The sequence below is a fragment of the Pseudomonas sp. FSL W7-0098 genome, assembly GCF_005930585.1.
GTDB lineage: Bacteria > Pseudomonadota > Gammaproteobacteria > Pseudomonadales > Pseudomonadaceae > Aquipseudomonas > Aquipseudomonas bubulae.
Genome location: NZ_RXHW01000007.1, coordinates 160,211 through 177,467, shown reverse-complemented (window position 1 = coordinate 177,467; position 17,257 = coordinate 160,211). Strand labels below are relative to the sequence as shown.

The following is a 17,257-nucleotide window of genomic DNA, read 5'->3' as shown; positions in this document are numbered from 1 at the left end:
TTGTTACAAGTTTTGTAGTACCCAAGCGAGGAAACCAGCGAATGATGCTCCGAAATACCCAGCTTGCGACATTTCTACTGCGCAGTTTGTCCATCGCAACACTTGGCCTGACCCTGCTTGCTCCCGCCGCCTACGCTGCCGATCCTGTGACGCTGACCCTGTACAACGGCCAGCACAAAGAGGTCGGCGACAACCTCGCTGCCGCCTTTGAAGCCAAGACCGGCATTCACGTCAATGTGCGCAAAGGCAGCAGCAACCAGCTGGCCAGCCAGATCATGGAAGAAGGCGATCGCTCGCCTGCGGACGTGTTCTACGCCGAAGAGTCGCCGCCTCTGAACAGCCTGGGCGAACAGGGCTTTCTGGCCAAGGCCGATGACAGCACCCTGCAAGCGCTGCCCAAAGAGTACGTGGCCGCCAATGGCACCTGGATCGGCGTGACTGCGCGTACCCGCGTTGTCGCCTTCAACCCGAAAAAGATCAGCGAAGACCAGTTGCCCAAGTCGGTTCTGGATTTCGCTGACCCGCAATGGCAAGGCAAGATCGGCTTTGTACCCACCAGCGGTGCCTTCCAGGAACAGGCCGTAGCAATCATCAAGCTGCACGGGCGCGATGCCGCCGAAGAATGGCTGACCGGTCTGCGTGCGTTCGGCAAGACCTACACCAACAACATGGTGGCACTCAAAGCCGTAGAAAACGGTGAAGTCGCCGCAGTACTGGTCAACAACTACTACTGGTTTGCCCTGCAACGCGAAAAAGGCCAGCTGGATTCCAAACTGCACTACTTCACCGATGGTGATGCGGGCGGTTTGATCACCGTGTCCAGCGCCGGCGTGATCAAGGCCAGCAAACACCCCAAGGAAGCCCAGCAACTGCTGGCTTACATGGCCAGTGAAGAAGGTCAGCGCGTTATCACCAACACCACCGCTGAATACCCGATGCGCAAAGGCATGGTCTCGGAACGCGGCCTCAAACCGTTTGAAGAGCTGCAACCGCCGAAAGTGACGCCTGCCGACCTGGGTAACGCTGAAGAAGCACTGGACCTTGAACGTGATGTAGGCCTGCTCTGATGTTGTCAGCCGCTCAACCTGCACGCTTTACGCCCACTCGCAAAAAGCCTTCGATCTGGCTGTTGTTGCCCGTACTGCTACTGGTGGGCCTGAGCCTGTTGCCGCTGTTGTATGTCGGCACAAAGGCCTGGCAAGCCGGGTGGTCTGAAGCCCTGCACCTGTTGTGGCGGCCTTATGTCTTTGGCCTGATGCGCAACACCTTGCTGCTGATGATCGGCGTCACACTGACCTGCGCGCTGGTCGGCCTGAGCCTGGCCTGGCTGCTGGAGCGCAGCAACCTGGCGGGGCGGCGCCTGTGGGGCGTGATCCTGTGCCTGCCATTTGCCGTGCCGGCGTTTGTCAGCAGCTTTACCTGGGTATCGCTCAGCGCCAGTTTCGAGGGCCTGGGCGGTGCCATTCTGGTGATGAGCCTGTCCAAGTACCCGCTGATCTTTCTGCCGGTGGCGGCGACCCTGCGCAACCTCGACCCAGCCCTTGAAGAGTCGGCTCGAACCCTGGGGCAGAACCGCTGGGGGGTGTTTTTCAAGATCACCCTGCCACTGCTCTGGCCTTCGCTGCTGGCCGGCTCGTTGCTGATTGCCCTGCATATGCTGGTGGAATTCGGCGCGCTGTCGATCATCGGCCTGCAGACCTTTACCACAGCCATTTATCAGCAGTTCGAGCTGGAGTTCAGCAATGCCAATGCGGCGATGCTGTCTGCGGTGCTGCTGGTGATGTGCCTGAGCCTGTTATGGCTGGAACTTAAGGTTCGTGGCAAAGGCCGGCATATTCGTATCGGCCAGGGCGCTGCACGGCATGCGGAACAAGTGAACCTGGGCAAGTGGTCGCTACCGGGGCAACTGTATTGCCTGGCGCTGGCGGTGATTGGCAGCGGCATCCCGCTGGGCATGCTGGCGTACTGGCTGATCAAGGGCAGCTCGGCAGCATTCCCGCTGGCCGAGATTGGCGAGGCTCTGTTCTCGTCGCTGTCACTGGCCCTGGGCGGTGCGGCGCTGTGCCTGGTGCTGGCTGTGCCGGTCGGATTGCTGGTGGTGCGCTACAAAGGCCCGCTGGCCATCTGGGCGGAGCGTTTGCCATATCTGTTACATGCACTGCCCGGGCTGGTGATTGCCTTGGCGCTGGTCTACTTCGCCCTGCATTATGTGCCGGCGCTGTACCAGACTTCGGCATTGCTGCTGATTGCCTATGCGCTGCTGTTTTTGCCACTGGCACAGGCACCCATCCGCACGGCGCTGAACAAGGCGGCTCCGCAACTGGAAGAAGCAGCACGGACCCTGGGCGCCACTTCGTTTACGGCATTTTGCCGGGTGACCCTGCCGATTATCTTCCCCGCGCTGGGGGCGGCCTTTGCCCTGGTATTTCTGGATGCGATGAAGGAATTGACCGCCACCTTGCTACTGAGTCCGACCGGGCTGAACACCCTGGCAACACAAGTGTGGTCGCATACTTCGAATATCGAGTTTGCGGCAGCGGCGCCTTATGCGGCATTGTTGATTCTGGTGTCGGGGCTGCCGGTGTACTTGCTCACCACCAGGATGTATTTGAGCCGCTGACAGCGGATCCAGCATACCCCGTGTGGGAGCGGGCTTGCCCGCGATGGCATCGACGGGGGCATGCAGATTCACCGCGCTGCCCGCATCGCGAGCAAGCCCGCTCCCACAGGGGCAGCCCCGCTTCTCTACGCCCGGAACTGCCCAAGACTCGCCTTGAGCTGCGCCGCCAACCCGTCCAGCACCTTGCCGCTGGCCGTGGTCTGGGTCACCGCCTCGGCCGCACGCTCGGCCTGGGCATGGATCACTTCCACTCGCCCACGCACCGCATACGCTCCTTGCGCCTGATGCTCGGCAGCTTTGGTCGCATCACCAATTGCGCTATGCACCTGCTCGACCGATACCTGCATGGTCTTTTGCAACTGCACGCTGCCGCGCAGCACCGCCAGGCCCTCATCGGCCTGACGCCCCGCCAGGCCAATGGCCGCCACGGCTTCCCTGGCTCCCTGCTGCAAGGCCACGATATGCGCCTGAATATCACCGGTAGAGCTTTGGGTTTTGCTGGCCAGAGCCCGCACTTCATCGGCTACCACAGCAAAACCACGCCCAGTCTCCCCCGCCCTCGCGGCTTCAATGGCCGCGTTCAGAGCCAGCAGATTGGTTTGCTCGGCGATGCCGTGAATCACCGTCAGCACTACTTCGATCTGCTCACTTTGCTGCGCCAGACGCTCGATCACCTTGGCTCCCTCGCCCACCTGTCCGGCCAGCGCCTCGATCAGCCCCCCGACCTTGGCCGAGGTGCGAGTGTTTTCATCAGTAGCCTGACGAATATCGACCACCTGCCGGAGCGCCGCCTGCATCGCCTGGCTTTCCGACTGGGCTGCATCTGCCATGGTCGACAGTGCATGCAGGCTCTGAGCTACTTCATCGCGCTGTAACTGCGCGGCAGCATCGGCCCCGGCATTGCGCAAGGTCATCACACCGATCTCCACCCCGGTGCGTTGCGCCACATCACCCGCCTCACGCACGATGGGCTGCAGCTTGTCGACAAAGCGGTTAACCGCCGCCGCCATATCGCCGATTTCATCCTTGCTGTTCAGGCCTACACGCTTGGTCAAATCACCTTCGCCTGCGGCCAGGTCATCCAGCGCGGCAATCAGCAGCAGCAACTTGTTGACCACCCGCCGCCCCAGCACCACCGCCAGTAACAGCAACACACCAAATCCGACAATCGCCAACCCCATGCCAATACGCCAGCGCAAGGTGTCCGCCGCCTCGCGCACGGTCTGCGCGGTATTGGCCTGCATCTGCGCCGCCGCTGCCTGCGCCGACTCCAGACGCGCGCCCAGTGCTGCCGAACTGTCGCTGGCAGCACCTTGCAAGCTTTCGCCGACCAGTTGCCCGCTATTGGCTATCAACGTCGAAAAGCGCTGGTCGAGGGCCGCCAGGTCCTGCTCAACCGAGGCGGTGGAAACCCCCATCAGCACTTTGCCGATCTCGACCCCATTGGGGTTGATAGAGGCTTCGAGGTAGTACACCGACGGATCATGGCGGGCCGCATCGAGCACTTTATCCAGCGCCCGCTCGCCATTGCCCTTGGCCAAAAGCGCCTGGTTGATCGGGTTATCACGATTGAGATAGCGGGTCAGATGCTGCCCCGTGGCATCGTCGTACACCACGAATAACACATTAGGATTACGTTGAGCGCGTCGGGCGAAATCGGACAGCGTGGGCACGTCGCTATCCCATATGGCACGCGGCGCTACAGCTGCCAGCAGTTGCGCCATGTCGTTTGCCGAGTCCTTCAGGTTCTTCTCCAGCGATTGCCTGAGCTGCATTTGCTCGTCTTTCAAGCGTGGCTCCAGGCCCGCGGTCAAACGCTGCCGGGTGCTGGCAGACAACGCGTCAAGGCTGCTTTTAACTTCACGCCCGGCCTGCTCCAGTTCCGCGGTGAGCTTTTGGCTGTCTGCCCCCAGACGCGCATCCAGATCAGACTCCAACGCCGTCACCGTGCTCCGTGTCAGTGCAACAGCCACCAAAACCTGCACCAAAAGAGCGATACCTAGGGTAACGAATACAGGCCGCAGCAGACGGCTTTGTAACAGTGAGAGAACGGCAGACACGGAAAACCCTCCACTTAGGTGCCATTATTTTGATAGCACGCTTATTGACGGTTTTCACAGCAAGGGTCGTGCCGCACAACAGGCAGAAACGACAAAAGGCCCCGAAGGGCCTTTTGTTTTACATCAACAGCGACTTAAGCGAACGGGTGACGCAGAACGATGGTCTCGTTGCGGTCCGGGCCAGTCGAAATGATGTCGATCGGAGCGCCGATCAGCTCTTCTACGCGCGTGATGTAAGCGCGAGCGTTGGCTGGCAGCTCTTCCAGGGTTTTGGCACCCACGGTCGATTCAGTCCAGCCCGGCACTTCTTCGTACACAGGCTGCAGGCCTACGTAGCTGTCAGCGTCGGTCGGTGCAACATCAACACCGTTTGCGTCTTTGTAGCCAACGCAAATGTTGATGGTTTCCAGACCGTCGAGTACGTCCAGCTTGGTCAGGCAGATGCCCGAGATGCTGTTCACATCGATAGCGCGACGCAGGATAACGGCGTCGAACCAGCCGCAACGACGGGCACGGCCGGTGGTAGCACCGAACTCGTGACCTTGCTTGGCCAGGTGAGCGCCAACGTCGTCGAACAGCTCAGTCGGGAACGGGCCCGAACCTACCCGAGTGGTGTAAGCCTTGGTGATGCCCAGGATGTAGTCCAGGAACATCGGGCCAACGCCCGAACCGGTCGCAACGCCGCCAGCGGTGGTGTTGGAGCTGGTCACGTACGGATAGGTACCGTGGTCGATGTCCAGCAACGAACCCTGGGCGCCTTCGAACATGATGTCCTTGCCAGCGCGACGCAGGTCGTGCAGCTCGGCTGTCACGTCCAGCATCAACGGCTTGAGCAGCTCGGCGTATTCCTTGCACTCGGCCAGGGTCTTGTCGAAGTCGATAGCCGGCTCTTTGTAGTAACCAACCAGCATGAAGTTGTGGTAATCCACCAGTTCACGCAGTTTGGCTTCAAAGCGCGGCATGTTCAGCAGGTCGCCAACACGCAGGCCACGACGGGCAACTTTGTCTTCGTAAGCCGGGCCGATACCGCGACCGGTCGTACCGATCTTCAGCTCGCCACGGGCTTTTTCACGGGCCTGGTCCAGCGCCACGTGGAACGACAGGATCAGCGGGCAGGACGGGCTGATACGCAGGCGCTCGCGCACCGGTACGCCTTTCTCTTCCAGCTTGATGATTTCACGCAGCAGGGCGTCGGGAGCAACCACGACACCGTTGCCGATCAGGCATTGCACGCCTTCGCGCAACACGCCCGACGGAATCAGGTGCAATACGGTTTTTTCGCCGTCGATTACCAGCGTGTGGCCAGCGTTGTGGCCACCTTGGTAACGCACTACAGCGGCAGCATGTTCGGTCAGCAGATCAACGATCTTGCCTTTGCCCTCATCACCCCATTGGGTGCCCAGGACTACGACATTCTTACCCATAACACTTGTCCTCATTCGCGCAAACTTGGTGCCGGCAGCCGCCGGCAGGAAAACTCAAGAAACCAGCGGCACTACTTGCCACAGGCCATTCTGCTGAATCAATTGGCGGTCGCAGTCTGCCTCCAGGGCACCAGCCTGCTGTTGCCCAGGCAACGCCTGAACCACACGCTGGCCTTCACTGCGAAGCTGGCAAACCTGCTGCCAGAGTGCCGCATCGGTGCTGTCTGGCATCCAGATACCACCAGACGGCAACTTGACTTCCGCACGCCCCAGGGTCACCAGGGTTTTCAAATCGGTCGAAAAGCCGGTTGCCGGCCGGGCACGCCCGAAAACAGCACCAATGTCGTCATAACGACCGCCTTGGGCGATGGAGTCCCCAACGCCCGGTACAAATACCGCAAACACTACACCTGTGTGGTAGTGATACCCACGCAACTCGCCCAGGTCAAAGTACAACGGCAACTGCGGGAAACGCACAGACAACCCTTCGGCAATCGCCACTAGGTCGTCCAGAGCTGCCAGCACTTGAGCCGGAGCCTTGGCCAGACGCTCGCGCGCAGCAGCCAGAACTTCGTGACCGCCACACAAACCAACCAAGGCCTGCAGCATGCCCGCCAAATCGGCCGGCAAGCCTTGGGTCAAGGCCGTTACTTCGTCGATCGCCTTGCGTTGCAGGGCGTCGAACAATTGTTGTTCCACTTCAACCGACAGGTTGGCCGCACGGGCCAGACCACGGTAAATACCAACATGCCCCAGGTCCATGTGCACATCCGGCACATCGGCCAGTTGCAGCATGGCCAGCATCAGGCTGATCACTTCAACATCGCTGCTCGGGCTTGCATCGCCATACAACTCGGCGCCCAGCTGGATCGGGCTGCGCGAGGATGACAGTGCACGCGGTTGAGCATGCAGCACGCTGCCGGCGTAGCACAGACGGCTCGGGCCTTCACGACGCAGGGTATGCGCATCGATACGCGCCACTTGCGGCGTGATGTCGGCACGAAAACCCATCTGGCGACCCGTTTGCGGGTCAATCACCTTGAAGGTACGCAAGTCGAGGTCCTGGCCAGCCCCTGTCAGCAGGGACTCCAGGTATTCGATATGCGGGGTCACGACGAACTCATAGCCCCAGCTCTGGAACAGATCCAACACCTGACGGCGCGCCACTTCAATGCGGGCAGCTTCAGGTGGAAGTACTTCTTCGATGCCATCTGGCAAAAGCCAGCGGTCTACCGTTGCCATTACGCCATTCCCCTGTGATCCGGGCGGCCAGCCAGCAGGCGAGCCTTGAGTAAAGCAGAACGTGGCTGCGTCTTGAACGCGCACAGCAAAAAAGCCTGAACGACAGGCTCGCACATTCCTCGAAAATTCTGCCGATGCTGTAACAGCCATTCGGACAATCAAACATGCAGACGCAAAAAAGCCGGGAATTTCCCGGCTGCCGCATCATACACCCGTTTTCTAAAAGGATCACCCTGCGAGGCCATTTGACCGCCAAGCGGAGTGAATCAGGGCCTGTGATGAACATGCCAACCCTTCTGAAAACAGTGTGGGAGCGGGCTTGCTCGCGATGGCATCAACTCGATTTAGCAGACAGACCGAGTTGCTTGCATCGCGAGCAAGCCTGCTCCCACAGGCTTGAAGCGCTTTTACTGCTGTGAAGGCTTGGATTTTTCCAGGTAGCGGAAGAAATCGCTGCTTGGGTCCAGAACCAGCACATCGTTCTTGCTCGCGAAGCTTTCGCGGTAAGCGCGCAGGCTGCGATAGAACTTGTAGAACTCCTGATCCTGGCCATAAGCCTTGGAGTAGATCGAAGCTGCCTGGGCATCGCCATCACCGCGTGCTTCTTCGGACTGACGATAAGCTTCAGCCAGCAGAACACGACGTTGACGGTCGGCGTCAGCACGAATGCCTTCTGCCAGTTCGTTACCCTTGGCCCGATGCTCGCGTGCTTCACGCTCACGTTCGGTGCTCATACGTTCGAAAACGCTGCGGTTTACTTCTTTTGGCAGGTCGATGGCCTTGACGCGAACGTCGACCACTTCAATGCCCAGCTCTTTTTCAGCCATTTTGTTCAACGATGCAGTGATGTCAGCCATCAACGCATCACGCTCACCCGACACTACTTCGTGCAGGGTGCGCTTGCCGAACTGGTCACGCAGACCGGATTCCAGACGACGCGACAGACGTTCGTCAGCAATCTGTTTCATGCCCGAAGTTGCGGTGTAGAAGCGCTCGGCATCTTTCACACGCCACTTGGCGAAGGCATCAACCATGACCGCTTTCTTTTCCAGCGTCAGGAAACGCTGAGTCGGCGCGTCCAGCGTCATCAGGCGGGCGTCGAACTTGCGCACCTGGTTGACGTAAGGAATCTTCACATGCAGGCCCGGCTGAACGTCAGCCTGGACCACACGGCCAAAGCGCAGCAGTACAGCACGCTCGGTTTGCGAGACGATGTAGAAGCTGTTCCAGGCAACGATCCCCACGACAACAGCAACAATAAGGGCAACCAGCGATTTATTGCTCATCAGCGGCTCTCCCTGGTGCGCGGTTGTGGCGGCAGATCCGTGCTGACGTGCGAGCCGGAATCAGTATTGCTCGCTGCGGCTGCCGAACCCGTTGCCGGGGTGCTGCCATTACGGCCTTCGATCATTTTGTCCAACGGCAAGTAAAGCAGGTTGCTCTGGCCGTTCTTGTTACCGGTCACGAGTACCTTGCTGGTGTTGCTGAAGACTTCCTGCATGGTGTCCAGATACAGACGGTCGCGGGTCACTTCAGGATTTTTGCGGTACTCGGCAACCAGTTTGGTAAAGCGGTCAGCCTCACCCTTGGCGCGGGAAACCACTTCATCACGGTAGCCGTTGGCATCTTCGATGATGCGCTGGGCCTGACCACGTGCTTCCGGTACAACGCCGTTGGCATAGCTTTCGGCCTGGTTGCGGGCACGCTGCTCGTCTTCTCGGGCACGGATCACGTCATCGAAGGCTTCCTGTACTTCACGCGGTGCGGCTGCGTTCTGTACGTTGACCTGGGTCACGGTGATACCGGTCTTGTAGGTATCGAGGAAACGCTGCAGGCGTTCCTTGATTTCCACGGCCATTTGCTCACGGCCTTCGGTCAGCACCTGATCCATCGACGTGGAACCCACGACGTGACGCAAGGCGCTGTCGGTCGCCTGCTGCAAGCTGACTTCCGGTTGATCAACATTCAGCACGAAGTCGCGCAGGTTGCTGATCTTGTACTGCACGGTCAGCGGCACTTCGACGATGTTTTCGTCTTCAGTCAGCATTTGACCCTGCTTGGTGTACGCACGCTCACGCGTCACGTTCTCCATGTACTTTTTGTCGAACGGCGGGAAGTAGATATTCAGGCCCGGCCCAACGGTGTCGTAGTACTTGCCCAGGCGCAGCACCACGGCTTGCTCCTGCTCATCGACTACATACACGGCGCTGTAAAGCCAGGCAGCCGCCAGCACGACGAGGCCGATGCCGAGCAGACCGTAGCCGGCGCCCTTGCCATTCGAACCACCCTCACTGCCGCTGCCGCCAGTACGTTTTTTCCCACCACCGAACAACCCATTCAGGCTTTCCTGCAGCTTTCGGAAGGCCTCGTCGAGATCTGGTGGCCCCTTGCGGTCGCCATTTTTAGGGCGTTTGCCACCCCAAGGATCTTGATTGTTCGAGTTGCCACCCGGCTCATTCCAAGCCATAGCGCTCTCCATCTGATAAAGCAAAGACGCGCCCACGGCGCGCCGACCAATGCTACAGAATGCCTATCACAGCGGCACGACCGCTTTGCGAGGCTTTTATTGCAAAGTGTGTTCTTCGATGAATTCCAGCGGCTGCATCCCTTCGCGGCTGACCAAGCGATTGAGCTCGGATCGCGGCAGGCGTACGTCCAACAGACTGGAGCCCTCATCGTCATGCTGTTCTTTTTGCACAACCCCCAGTTCGAAGAACTGTGCACGCAGTCGAGCAAAACGTTGCGGCAAGCGCAAGGTGCCCACGAACAAATCATTGCCCAGCAACTCGGCGATGGCCTGCTCAAGCAACTCCAGCCCTTGACCATCACGGGCCGACAACCAGACCCGCTGCGGCTTGCCATCGGCATCACGCTGGATCTGCGGCTCGACACCTTCAAGCAAATCGATTTTGTTGTAGACCTCGAGAATCGGCAAGTCCTGCGCACCGATTTCGCCCAGTACCACCATCACCTGCTCGATCTGCGCCATGCGCTCAGGCTCGTGCGCATCGATCACATGCAGCAGCAGATCGGAATTGCTCGACTCTTCGAGCGTAGACCGGAATGCTTCAACTAGCTTGTGCGGAAGATGACGAATAAAGCCCACGGTGTCGGCCAGCACGATCGGCCCCAGGTCACCCAGATCAAGGCGGCGCAGGGTCGGGTCTAGCGTGGCGAACAACTGGTCGGCGGCAAAGACGTCAGAGCCGGTGACCTTGTTGAACAGCGTGGATTTACCGGCGTTGGTATAGCCCACCAGCGACACTGTAGGAATATCGGCGCGTTGACGCCCTCTACGGGACTGCTCGCGTTGACTGCGGACTTTTTTCAGACGGGCTTTGATCTGGCTGATGCGCACACGCAACAGTCGGCGGTCGGTTTCGAGCTGGGTTTCACCCGGCCCGCGCATGCCAATGCCGCCACCTTGACGCTCAAGGTGAGTCCAGCCGCGTACAAGACGCGTGCTCATGTGGTCAAGCTGAGCCAGTTCGACTTGCAGCTTACCCTCATGGGTACGGGCGCGTTGAGCGAAGATATCGAGAATCAGCCCGGTACGGTCAAGCACGCGACACTCGAAAACACGTTCGAGGTTACGTTCCTGACTGGGCGTGAGTACGTGATTGAAAATCACGATGTCGACCTTCTCGGCCTTGACCAGATCGCGCAACTCCTCGACCTTGCCACTGCCAATCAGGTATTTGGCCGATGGCCGATGACGCGGCACGTTAAAAAACGCGACGGTATCGGCGCCAGCCGACACAGCTAACTCCTGGAACTCCTGCGGATCTTCGCGCGCCTCAGGGTCCTGTCCTTCCAAGTGAACGAGGATCGCTCGCTCACCACCACCGTGGCGCTCAAAGAACAAAGGATGCTCCTATTTAGGCATTACCTGGTTCAGCGTCTGCCAGATCCGATTCGGTTGCGCTAGGCAGACGAATTGGACGTACTGGTACGACTGTCGAAATTGCGTGCTTGTAAACCATTTGGCTGACGGTGTTTTTCAGCAGGATCACGAACTGGTCGAAAGACTCGATGGTCCCCTGCAGCTTGATCCCGTTGACCAGATAGATGGAAACGCCAACCTTCTCTTTACGCAAAGTATTCAAGTAAGGGTCTTGTAGCGAATGCCCTTTTGACATATGCCGCACTCCTGTAAGGATAAAAAATAGAAACAAAAATTAGATGACCGCTGTCGCCACATCCATAGGATAGACGGCATTTGCCAAGACTCAGCTCAATATGGAGACCGATTCCAGGTATTTCAAGGCTCGTGGCAGATTGTCGCAGTCCAGACTGTCAAGCCAATGCAAATCATTCCAGCTGCGCAACCAGGTGAACTGGCGCTTGGCCAACTGGCGCGTGGCTATGATGCCGCGCTCCTGCATCTCGGCCGCTGTCAGCTTGCCGTCGAGGTAGTCCCAGACTTGGCGGTAACCCACTGCACGTATAGACGGCAACCCGGCATGCAGGTCACTTCTGTTGCGCAGGTTTATGACCTCGTCAATGAACCCCTGTTCCAGCATCTGCCCGAATCTTAGTGCAATTCGCTCATGCAGCACCTGACGGTTCGCCGGAGCGATGGCCAGATTCGCGACAGTATAGGGCAATTGGCTGTGCCCAGAAGCCGCTGCTTTAGTCGTTTGTTCAGATTGTTTTTGCCGATGGGCCGTCACGCTCATGCCGCTGACCCGATAAACCTCAAGCGCCCGGGTCAGACGCTGCGGATCATTGGGGTGAATTCGCGCGGCAGACTCCGGATCTATGGCTGCCAACTGGTCGTGCAGGGCCTGCCAGCCAAGGCGCTGCGCCTCTTCTTCAAGCTGCGCGCGCACCTCGGGGTCCGCCGGAGGCATGTCGGCCAGGCCGTCAATCAGTGCCTTGTAATAGAGCATGGTGCCGCCCACCAGCAGCGGGATATTGCCTCGCGCCGTGATCTCGGCCATGGCCTTGAGCGCATCGCGACAAAAATCGGCCGCCGAATAGCTCTCGGCCGGGTCGAGAATGTCGATCAACTGATGCGGGTGAGCCGCCAGAATTTCTTTCGACGGCTTGGCAGTGCCGATGTCCATGCCGCGATAGACCAGCGCCGAGTCGACACTGATCAGCTCGCACGGCAGCACCTTGCTCAGCTCGATGGCCAGGTCGGTCTTGCCGGCGGCCGTCGGCCCCATCAGGAAAATAGCCGGGGGTAAAGCGTTGGAACCTGTCATCAGCGACCGCGCAAAAAGAGTTTGTCCAAGTCGTCCAGGCCCATTTGGGTCCAGGTGGGACGACCATGATTGCACTGACCGCTGCGCTCGGTGTTTTCCATGTCACGCAACAGACCGTTCATTTCCGGGATCGCCAAACGGCGATTGGCGCGGATCGCACCGTGGCAGGCCATTGTGCCGAGCAGCTCGTTGAGGTGCGCCTGGATCCGGTCACTGGTGCCGTACTCCATCAGGTCGGCCAGTACGTCGTGAACCAGTCGCTGGGCCTCGGCCTGCTTGAGCAGGGCCGGGATCTGGCGGATGGCCAGGGTTTCCGGGCCAAGGCGTTGCAACTCGAAGCCCAGGCGCTGGAACCACTCGGCGTGTTCTTCGGCGCAATCGGCTTCCCGCTGGCTGACCGCAATCGATTCCGGCACCAGCAGCGGCTGACCACTCAGGCCTTCACTGGCCATGGCGATTTTCAGACGCTCATACATGATCCGCTCATGGGCCGCGTGCATATCCACCAGCACCAACCCCTGGGCGTTTTCCGCGAGGATATAAATGCCCTTGAGCTGGGCCAGAGCAAAGCCGAGCGGCGGAATATCACCTTGCCCGTCCGGCAGAGGCGCGGCATTGGCCTCAGGCAATGGTGCGAAAAACTCGCGATAGGCATTGCGCGCTTCTTCGACGGGCACCGGGGGCGCGGAGGACTGCGGACGGTATTGGTACTGATAGCCCGCACCAGCGCCCGAACCTGCCACATGCGGTGACGGGGCCGACTGCGGCTGCTCCAGCACATTAGCCGCCAGACGCATTTCACCCTGCGGGCCGAATTCGCCAGCATCCAGCCCCGTCGGGCGCTCGGCCCCGGGCACCGGCGCTGGTGCGGCCAGTTGGTCTTCGGGACGAACGTCACCCAGAGCACGGTGCAAAGTGCCATAGAGGAAATCATGCACCATGCGCCCGTCACGGAAGCGTACTTCGTGCTTGGTCGGGTGTACGTTGACGTCGACCACCGAGGGGTCGACCTCAAAGAACAGCACAAAGGTCGGGTGGCGACCATTGAACAGCACATCGCGATACGCCTGGCGCACCGCATGGGCCACCAGTTTGTCGCGTACTGCGCGGCCATTGACATAGAAGTACTGCAAGTCCGCCTGACTGCGGGAAAAAGTCGGCAAACCGACCCAGCCCCACAGGTGCAAACCATTGCGTTCAACCTCGATCGGCATTGCCTGTTCCAGGAACGCGGAGCCGCACACGGCCGCAACACGCCGGGCGCGGGCAGTATCGTCGCGGGCTTCGTGCAGGTTGAGGATGGACTTGCCGTTGTGGCGCAAATTGAACGCCACATCAAAACGTGCCAGCGCCAGGCGCTTGATCACTTCCTGCAGGTGATCGAATTCGGTCTTTTCGGTTTTGAGAAATTTGCGCCGTGCCGGGGTGTTGAAAAACAGGTCGCGCACTTCAACCGAGGTGCCCACCGGATGCGCAGCCGGCTGAACCCGGGGCGCCATGTCGCGGCCTTCGGTCTCGACCTGCCAGGCCTGATCGGCACCACGGGTGCGCGAGGTCAGGGTCAGGCGCGCCACGGAACTGATGGAAGCCAGCGCCTCACCGCGAAAGCCCAGGCTCATCACCCGCTCAAGGTCTTCCAGATCACGAATCTTGCTGGTGGCGTGACGGGCCAGCGCCAACGGCAAGTCGTCGCTGGAAATTCCGCTGCCATCGTCACGTACCCGCAGCAGCTTGATCCCGGCCTGCTCCACGTCCACATCAATGCGCTTGGCACCCGAATCGAGGCTGTTTTCCAGCAGTTCCTTGATCACCGAAGCCGGGCGTTCAACTACTTCGCCCGCAGCGATCTGGTTGGCCAGGCGCGGGCTGAGCAATTCAATCCGCGCGCTGCTGCTCAATGCTTCATCACTCATTACTGTGCCGCCAGGGCAGTTGCCGGAATATTCAGGTTCTGGCCGACCTTCAGCTCATCGGTTTTCAGGCTGTTGCTCGAGCGCAATGTCGCCACGCCCACTTGATAGCGTACAGCGATCATCGCCAGGGTTTCGCCGGGGCGAACCGTGTGTTCGCGGGCACCCTGGGCGATTTTGCCGGTGTCACGCAGCCAGGCGATATAAGTGCCCGGCGGCGGATTTTGCTGGAAGAACTGGCGTACGCCGCTGCTGATCGAACGGGCCAGCGCTTGCTGGTGACTGCTCGAAGCCAGCTTGGACGCTTCGTTGGAGTTCGAGATAAACCCGGTCTCGACGAGAATCGACGGAATGTCCGGCGACTTCAGCACCATAAACCCGGCCTGCTCCACGCGCTGCTTGTGCAGCGGGGTGACCCGACCTATGTTGCTCAGCACTTTTTGCCCGACGTTGAGGCTGGAGGTCAGCGACGCGGTCATCGACAGGTCAAGCAATACACCCGCCAGCATGCGGTCCTTGTCATCGAGGCTGACGTTGCCTGCGCCACCGATCAGGTCGGAGCGGTTTTCGCTGTCGGCCAGCCAGCGCGCCGTCTCGGAAGTCGCGCCGCGTTCAGACAGGGCAAACACCGAAGCACCAAAGGCAGCCTTGGACGGCGCCGCATCGGCATGGATCGAGACAAACAGGTCGGCGCCTTTCTTGCGGGCGATTTCGGTGCGGCCACGCAGCGGGATAAAGTAGTCGCCGGTACGCGTCAGCTCGGCCCTGAAGCCTTTCATGCCGTTGATCTGGCGTTGCAGTTCTTTGGCAATAGCCAACACCACGTCTTTTTCACGCTGGCCAGCCGAGCCCGAGGCCCCCGGATCTTCACCGCCGTGGCCGGCATCGATCACCACCACCACGCTGCGTTTACCGCTCGGGATCGGCGGCAATTTAACGTCGGGTTGCGCGGGCGTCACCGGCACCACCGGCACCGTTGCCACGTTGGTGGCCGGCAGGCTTGGCGCCAGATCGGCGCCCTGGTCATACAGGTCGACCACCAGGCGGTTGCCGTACTGGGCATTGGGCGCCAGAACGAAACTTTTCGGGGTCACGGCCTTTTTCAGGTCGATAACCACGCGCAGGTCGGTGGGGGTACGCTGCGCCGAGCGCATGCTGGTGATTGGCGTATTGGCTGTTTGCACATTCAGCGGCCCGCCCAGGGTCGCGCCATTGATGTCGATGACCAGACGATCAGGTGCAGTCAGCGTAAACACACTGTGCTGCACCGGCCCGGTAAGATCAAAAACCAGTCGAGTGTTGTCCGGCGCCCGCCATAGACGCACGCTCTTGACCTGGGTTGCGGCCACAGCATTGAATGCCATGACACTGAGCAACACACCCACCACACTTGCTAACGCGCGAAAGCGCATACCAAACCCCATCATTATTTGTATTCCGGCGCCAATGCGGCACACCAAGACTCGCCACGAGAACCTTGGGGCGTCAGCGTCAGCAAACGCCCGGTGTTATGCGGCCTAATGGTAATGGTCAGGTCAGGCTTTGGCAAAAAGCCTGCACCTTTATCGGGCCACTCGATCAAGCATAGGGCGTCTTCGTCGAAATAATCGCGAATCCCCATATATTCCAGCTCTTCCGGATCGACCAGCCGATACAGGTCAAAGTGGAAGGCCCGAATATCGCCAATCTCGTAGGGCTCGACCAATGTGAAGGTCGGGCTTTTGACCGAACCCGTGTGACCAAGGCCGCGAATCAGGCCACGTGACAGGGTGGTTTTACCCATACCCAGGTCGCCGTCGAGAAAAATCAGGCCGTGACCTTGAGTGACAGTGGCCAGGCGCGCGCCAAATGCGGTCATGGCCTCTTCGTCGGCCAGTTGCAGTGTTATTTCGTGCACGGTGCGTGTTCCTCCAACAACTGACGAATGGCTGGAATCAAATCACTGGCCGCCAGCCCACGGCCCAATTGTCCTTGTTGCTCACCGGCGCGGGCATGCAGCCACACTGCCAGGCATGCGGCGTCATAAGCGCCCAACCCCTGAGCCAGCAGCGCGCCGATCACGCCTGCCAGCACATCCCCAAGACCGGCCGTAGCCATTGCCGGATGGCCGTGACTGCAAATGGCCAACTCGCCATTGAGCCCTGCAATCAGACTGCCTGCACCTTTAAGGACGCACACTGCTGAGTATTTTTTAACCAACGCCCTGGCCGCAGCCGGTCGATCGGCCTGTACCTGCCCGGTGCTAATACCCAGCAAGCGTGCGGCTTCACCCGGGTGCGGGGTCATCACCGACCCTGGTGCCAGCGTGATGACTGCGTTGGACAACAAATTAAGCGCATCGGCATCCCACACCTGCGGCATTTTTGCCTGTGCCGCGGCCGACAACAGACTGCGCCCCCAGGGCGCCTGCCCCAAACCCGGTCCCACCACGACCACCGAAGCCTGCGCCAGTACGCCCATCAACTGGTTGGCCGACGATACGCCGAGCACCATCACCTCGGGCACCCGCACCAGCGCAGCAGGCACGTGTTCGGGGCGCGTGGCCAGTGATACCAGGCCAGCGCCACAGCGTAGTGCAGCCTGGGCGCTGAGGGTAATCGAGCCGCCAAATCCGCGATCGCCACCCACCAGCAGCACATGCCCGAACTGGCCTTTATGGGCGCTCGGGGCTCGGCGAGGTAGTGGCGCCAGATTATCTGCACTAAGGGCTTGGGGGTCGGCTAACAGGTGTTTGGTCTGCGGCATGCGTGTTTGGCTCCGATGTCTGGCAGAATTATACGCATCTCAGCTC

General features: G+C 60.0%; 14 protein-coding genes and 1 pseudogene. 2 read left to right on the top strand and 13 right to left on the bottom strand.

Annotated features, from left to right (window positions below; all coding sequences use genetic code 11):
• Positions 1-41 precede the first annotated feature (41 nt).
• Positions 42-1,067, top strand: coding sequence for an iron ABC transporter substrate-binding protein (locus tag FHL07_RS14875; protein ID WP_095000959.1), 1,026 nt, complete (start codon positions 42-44; stop codon positions 1,065-1,067).
• Entirely contained in the window at positions 1,067-2,620 is a 1,554-nt protein-coding gene (locus FHL07_RS14870) for an ABC transporter permease (RefSeq protein WP_095017680.1), read from the top strand. Before FHL07_RS14875 ends, FHL07_RS14870 begins: the two co-directional genes overlap by 1 nt.
• 125 nt (positions 2,621-2,745) lie before the next feature.
• Here FHL07_RS14870 and FHL07_RS24045 read toward each other — a convergent pair whose 3' ends face one another.
• The 13 genes and pseudogenes from FHL07_RS24045 to FHL07_RS14810 all read right to left on the bottom strand — a co-directional run bounded on the left by FHL07_RS24045 (position 2,746) and on the right by FHL07_RS14810 (position 17,211).
• Complete coding sequence (locus tag FHL07_RS24045; protein ID WP_370824333.1) at positions 2,746-3,450, bottom strand: methyl-accepting chemotaxis protein; 705 nt, start codon at positions 3,448-3,450, stop codon at positions 2,746-2,748.
• 201 nt (positions 3,451-3,651) lie between these two features.
• Positions 3,652-3,801 (bottom strand): annotated as a pseudogene (locus tag FHL07_RS24040) (hypothetical protein); the annotation flags it as partial.
• A 1,013-nt stretch (positions 3,802-4,814) separates the two neighbouring features.
• A complete protein-coding gene (locus tag FHL07_RS14860) occupies positions 4,815-6,104 on the bottom strand; it encodes an adenylosuccinate synthase (protein ID WP_016783309.1) in 1,290 nt (429 codons plus the stop codon).
• Positions 6,105-6,158: 54 nt separating this feature from the next.
• Positions 6,159-7,346, bottom strand: a complete 1,188-nt coding sequence (locus FHL07_RS14855) for an ATP phosphoribosyltransferase regulatory subunit (protein ID WP_095000956.1) — start codon at positions 7,344-7,346, stop codon at positions 6,159-6,161.
• A gap of 407 nt (positions 7,347-7,753) precedes the next feature.
• Positions 7,754-8,632 carry a protease modulator HflC gene (hflC, locus tag FHL07_RS14850; protein WP_095000955.1) on the bottom strand — a complete coding sequence of 293 codons (879 nt, stop codon included), beginning with the start codon at positions 8,630-8,632 and terminating at the stop codon, positions 7,754-7,756.
• Positions 8,632-9,813, bottom strand: a complete 1,182-nt coding sequence (gene hflK, locus FHL07_RS14845; RefSeq protein ID WP_095000954.1) for an FtsH protease activity modulator HflK — start codon at positions 9,811-9,813, stop codon at positions 8,632-8,634. Before hflK ends, hflC begins: the two co-directional genes overlap by 1 nt.
• A gap of 96 nt (positions 9,814-9,909) precedes the next feature.
• Complete coding sequence (gene hflX, locus FHL07_RS14840) at positions 9,910-11,211, bottom strand: ribosome rescue GTPase HflX (RefSeq protein WP_095000953.1); 1,302 nt, start codon at positions 11,209-11,211, stop codon at positions 9,910-9,912.
• A gap of 13 nt (positions 11,212-11,224) precedes the next feature.
• Positions 11,225-11,485 (bottom strand): RNA chaperone Hfq, encoded by a 261-nt coding sequence (gene hfq, locus FHL07_RS14835; protein ID WP_016783304.1) that lies wholly within the window; start codon positions 11,483-11,485, stop codon positions 11,225-11,227.
• 90 nt (positions 11,486-11,575) lie between these two features.
• Positions 11,576-12,556 carry a tRNA (adenosine(37)-N6)-dimethylallyltransferase MiaA gene (miaA, locus tag FHL07_RS14830; protein WP_138738633.1) on the bottom strand — a complete coding sequence of 327 codons (981 nt, stop codon included), beginning with the start codon at positions 12,554-12,556 and terminating at the stop codon, positions 11,576-11,578.
• Positions 12,556-14,454, bottom strand: coding sequence for a DNA mismatch repair endonuclease MutL (mutL, locus tag FHL07_RS14825; RefSeq protein ID WP_165446536.1), 1,899 nt, complete (start codon positions 14,452-14,454; stop codon positions 12,556-12,558). Before mutL ends, miaA begins: the two co-directional genes overlap by 1 nt.
• 14 nt (positions 14,455-14,468) lie before the next feature.
• Positions 14,469-15,890 (bottom strand): N-acetylmuramoyl-L-alanine amidase, encoded by a 1,422-nt coding sequence (locus FHL07_RS14820; RefSeq protein WP_198417412.1) that lies wholly within the window; start codon positions 15,888-15,890, stop codon positions 14,469-14,471.
• A gap of 2 nt (positions 15,891-15,892) precedes the next feature.
• Positions 15,893-16,363: a tRNA (adenosine(37)-N6)-threonylcarbamoyltransferase complex ATPase subunit type 1 TsaE gene (tsaE, locus tag FHL07_RS14815; protein WP_016783300.1), complete on the bottom strand. Its 471-nt coding sequence runs from the start codon at positions 16,361-16,363 to the stop codon at positions 15,893-15,895.
• Entirely contained in the window at positions 16,351-17,211 is an 861-nt protein-coding gene (locus tag FHL07_RS14810) for an NAD(P)H-hydrate dehydratase (RefSeq protein ID WP_095017682.1), read from the bottom strand. The genes tsaE and FHL07_RS14810 overlap by 13 nt, the downstream gene beginning before the upstream one ends.
• Positions 17,212-17,257: the final 46 nt, after the last annotated feature.

Bases quoted from the DNA above. Each gene is read 5' to 3' on its own strand.
- FHL07_RS14875 (WP_095000959.1), top strand. From the start codon at position 42: ATGATGCTCCGAAATACCCAGCTTGCGACATTTCTACTGCGCAGTTTG.
- hfq (WP_016783304.1), bottom strand. From the start codon at position 11,485: ATGTCAAAAGGGCATTCGCTACAAGACCCTTACTTGAATACTTTGCGT.
- miaA (WP_138738633.1), bottom strand. From the start codon at position 12,556: ATGACAGGTTCCAACGCTTTACCCCCGGCTATTTTCCTGATGGGGCCG.
- FHL07_RS14820 (WP_198417412.1), bottom strand. From the start codon at position 15,890: ATGGGGTTTGGTATGCGCTTTCGCGCGTTAGCAAGTGTGGTGGGTGTG.
- FHL07_RS14855 (WP_095000956.1), bottom strand. From the start codon at position 7,346: ATGGCAACGGTAGACCGCTGGCTTTTGCCAGATGGCATCGAAGAAGTA.
- hflC (WP_095000955.1), bottom strand. From the start codon at position 8,632: ATGAGCAATAAATCGCTGGTTGCCCTTATTGTTGCTGTTGTCGTGGGG.
- hflK (WP_095000954.1), bottom strand. From the start codon at position 9,813: ATGGCTTGGAATGAGCCGGGTGGCAACTCGAACAATCAAGATCCTTGG.
- FHL07_RS14870 (WP_095017680.1), top strand. From the start codon at position 1,067: ATGTTGTCAGCCGCTCAACCTGCACGCTTTACGCCCACTCGCAAAAAG.
- FHL07_RS14860 (WP_016783309.1), bottom strand. From the start codon at position 6,104: ATGGGTAAGAATGTCGTAGTCCTGGGCACCCAATGGGGTGATGAGGGC.
- FHL07_RS14810 (WP_095017682.1), bottom strand. From the start codon at position 17,211: ATGCCGCAGACCAAACACCTGTTAGCCGACCCCCAAGCCCTTAGTGCA.
- FHL07_RS24045 (WP_370824333.1), bottom strand. From the start codon at position 3,450: ATGGCAGATGCAGCCCAGTCGGAAAGCCAGGCGATGCAGGCGGCGCTC.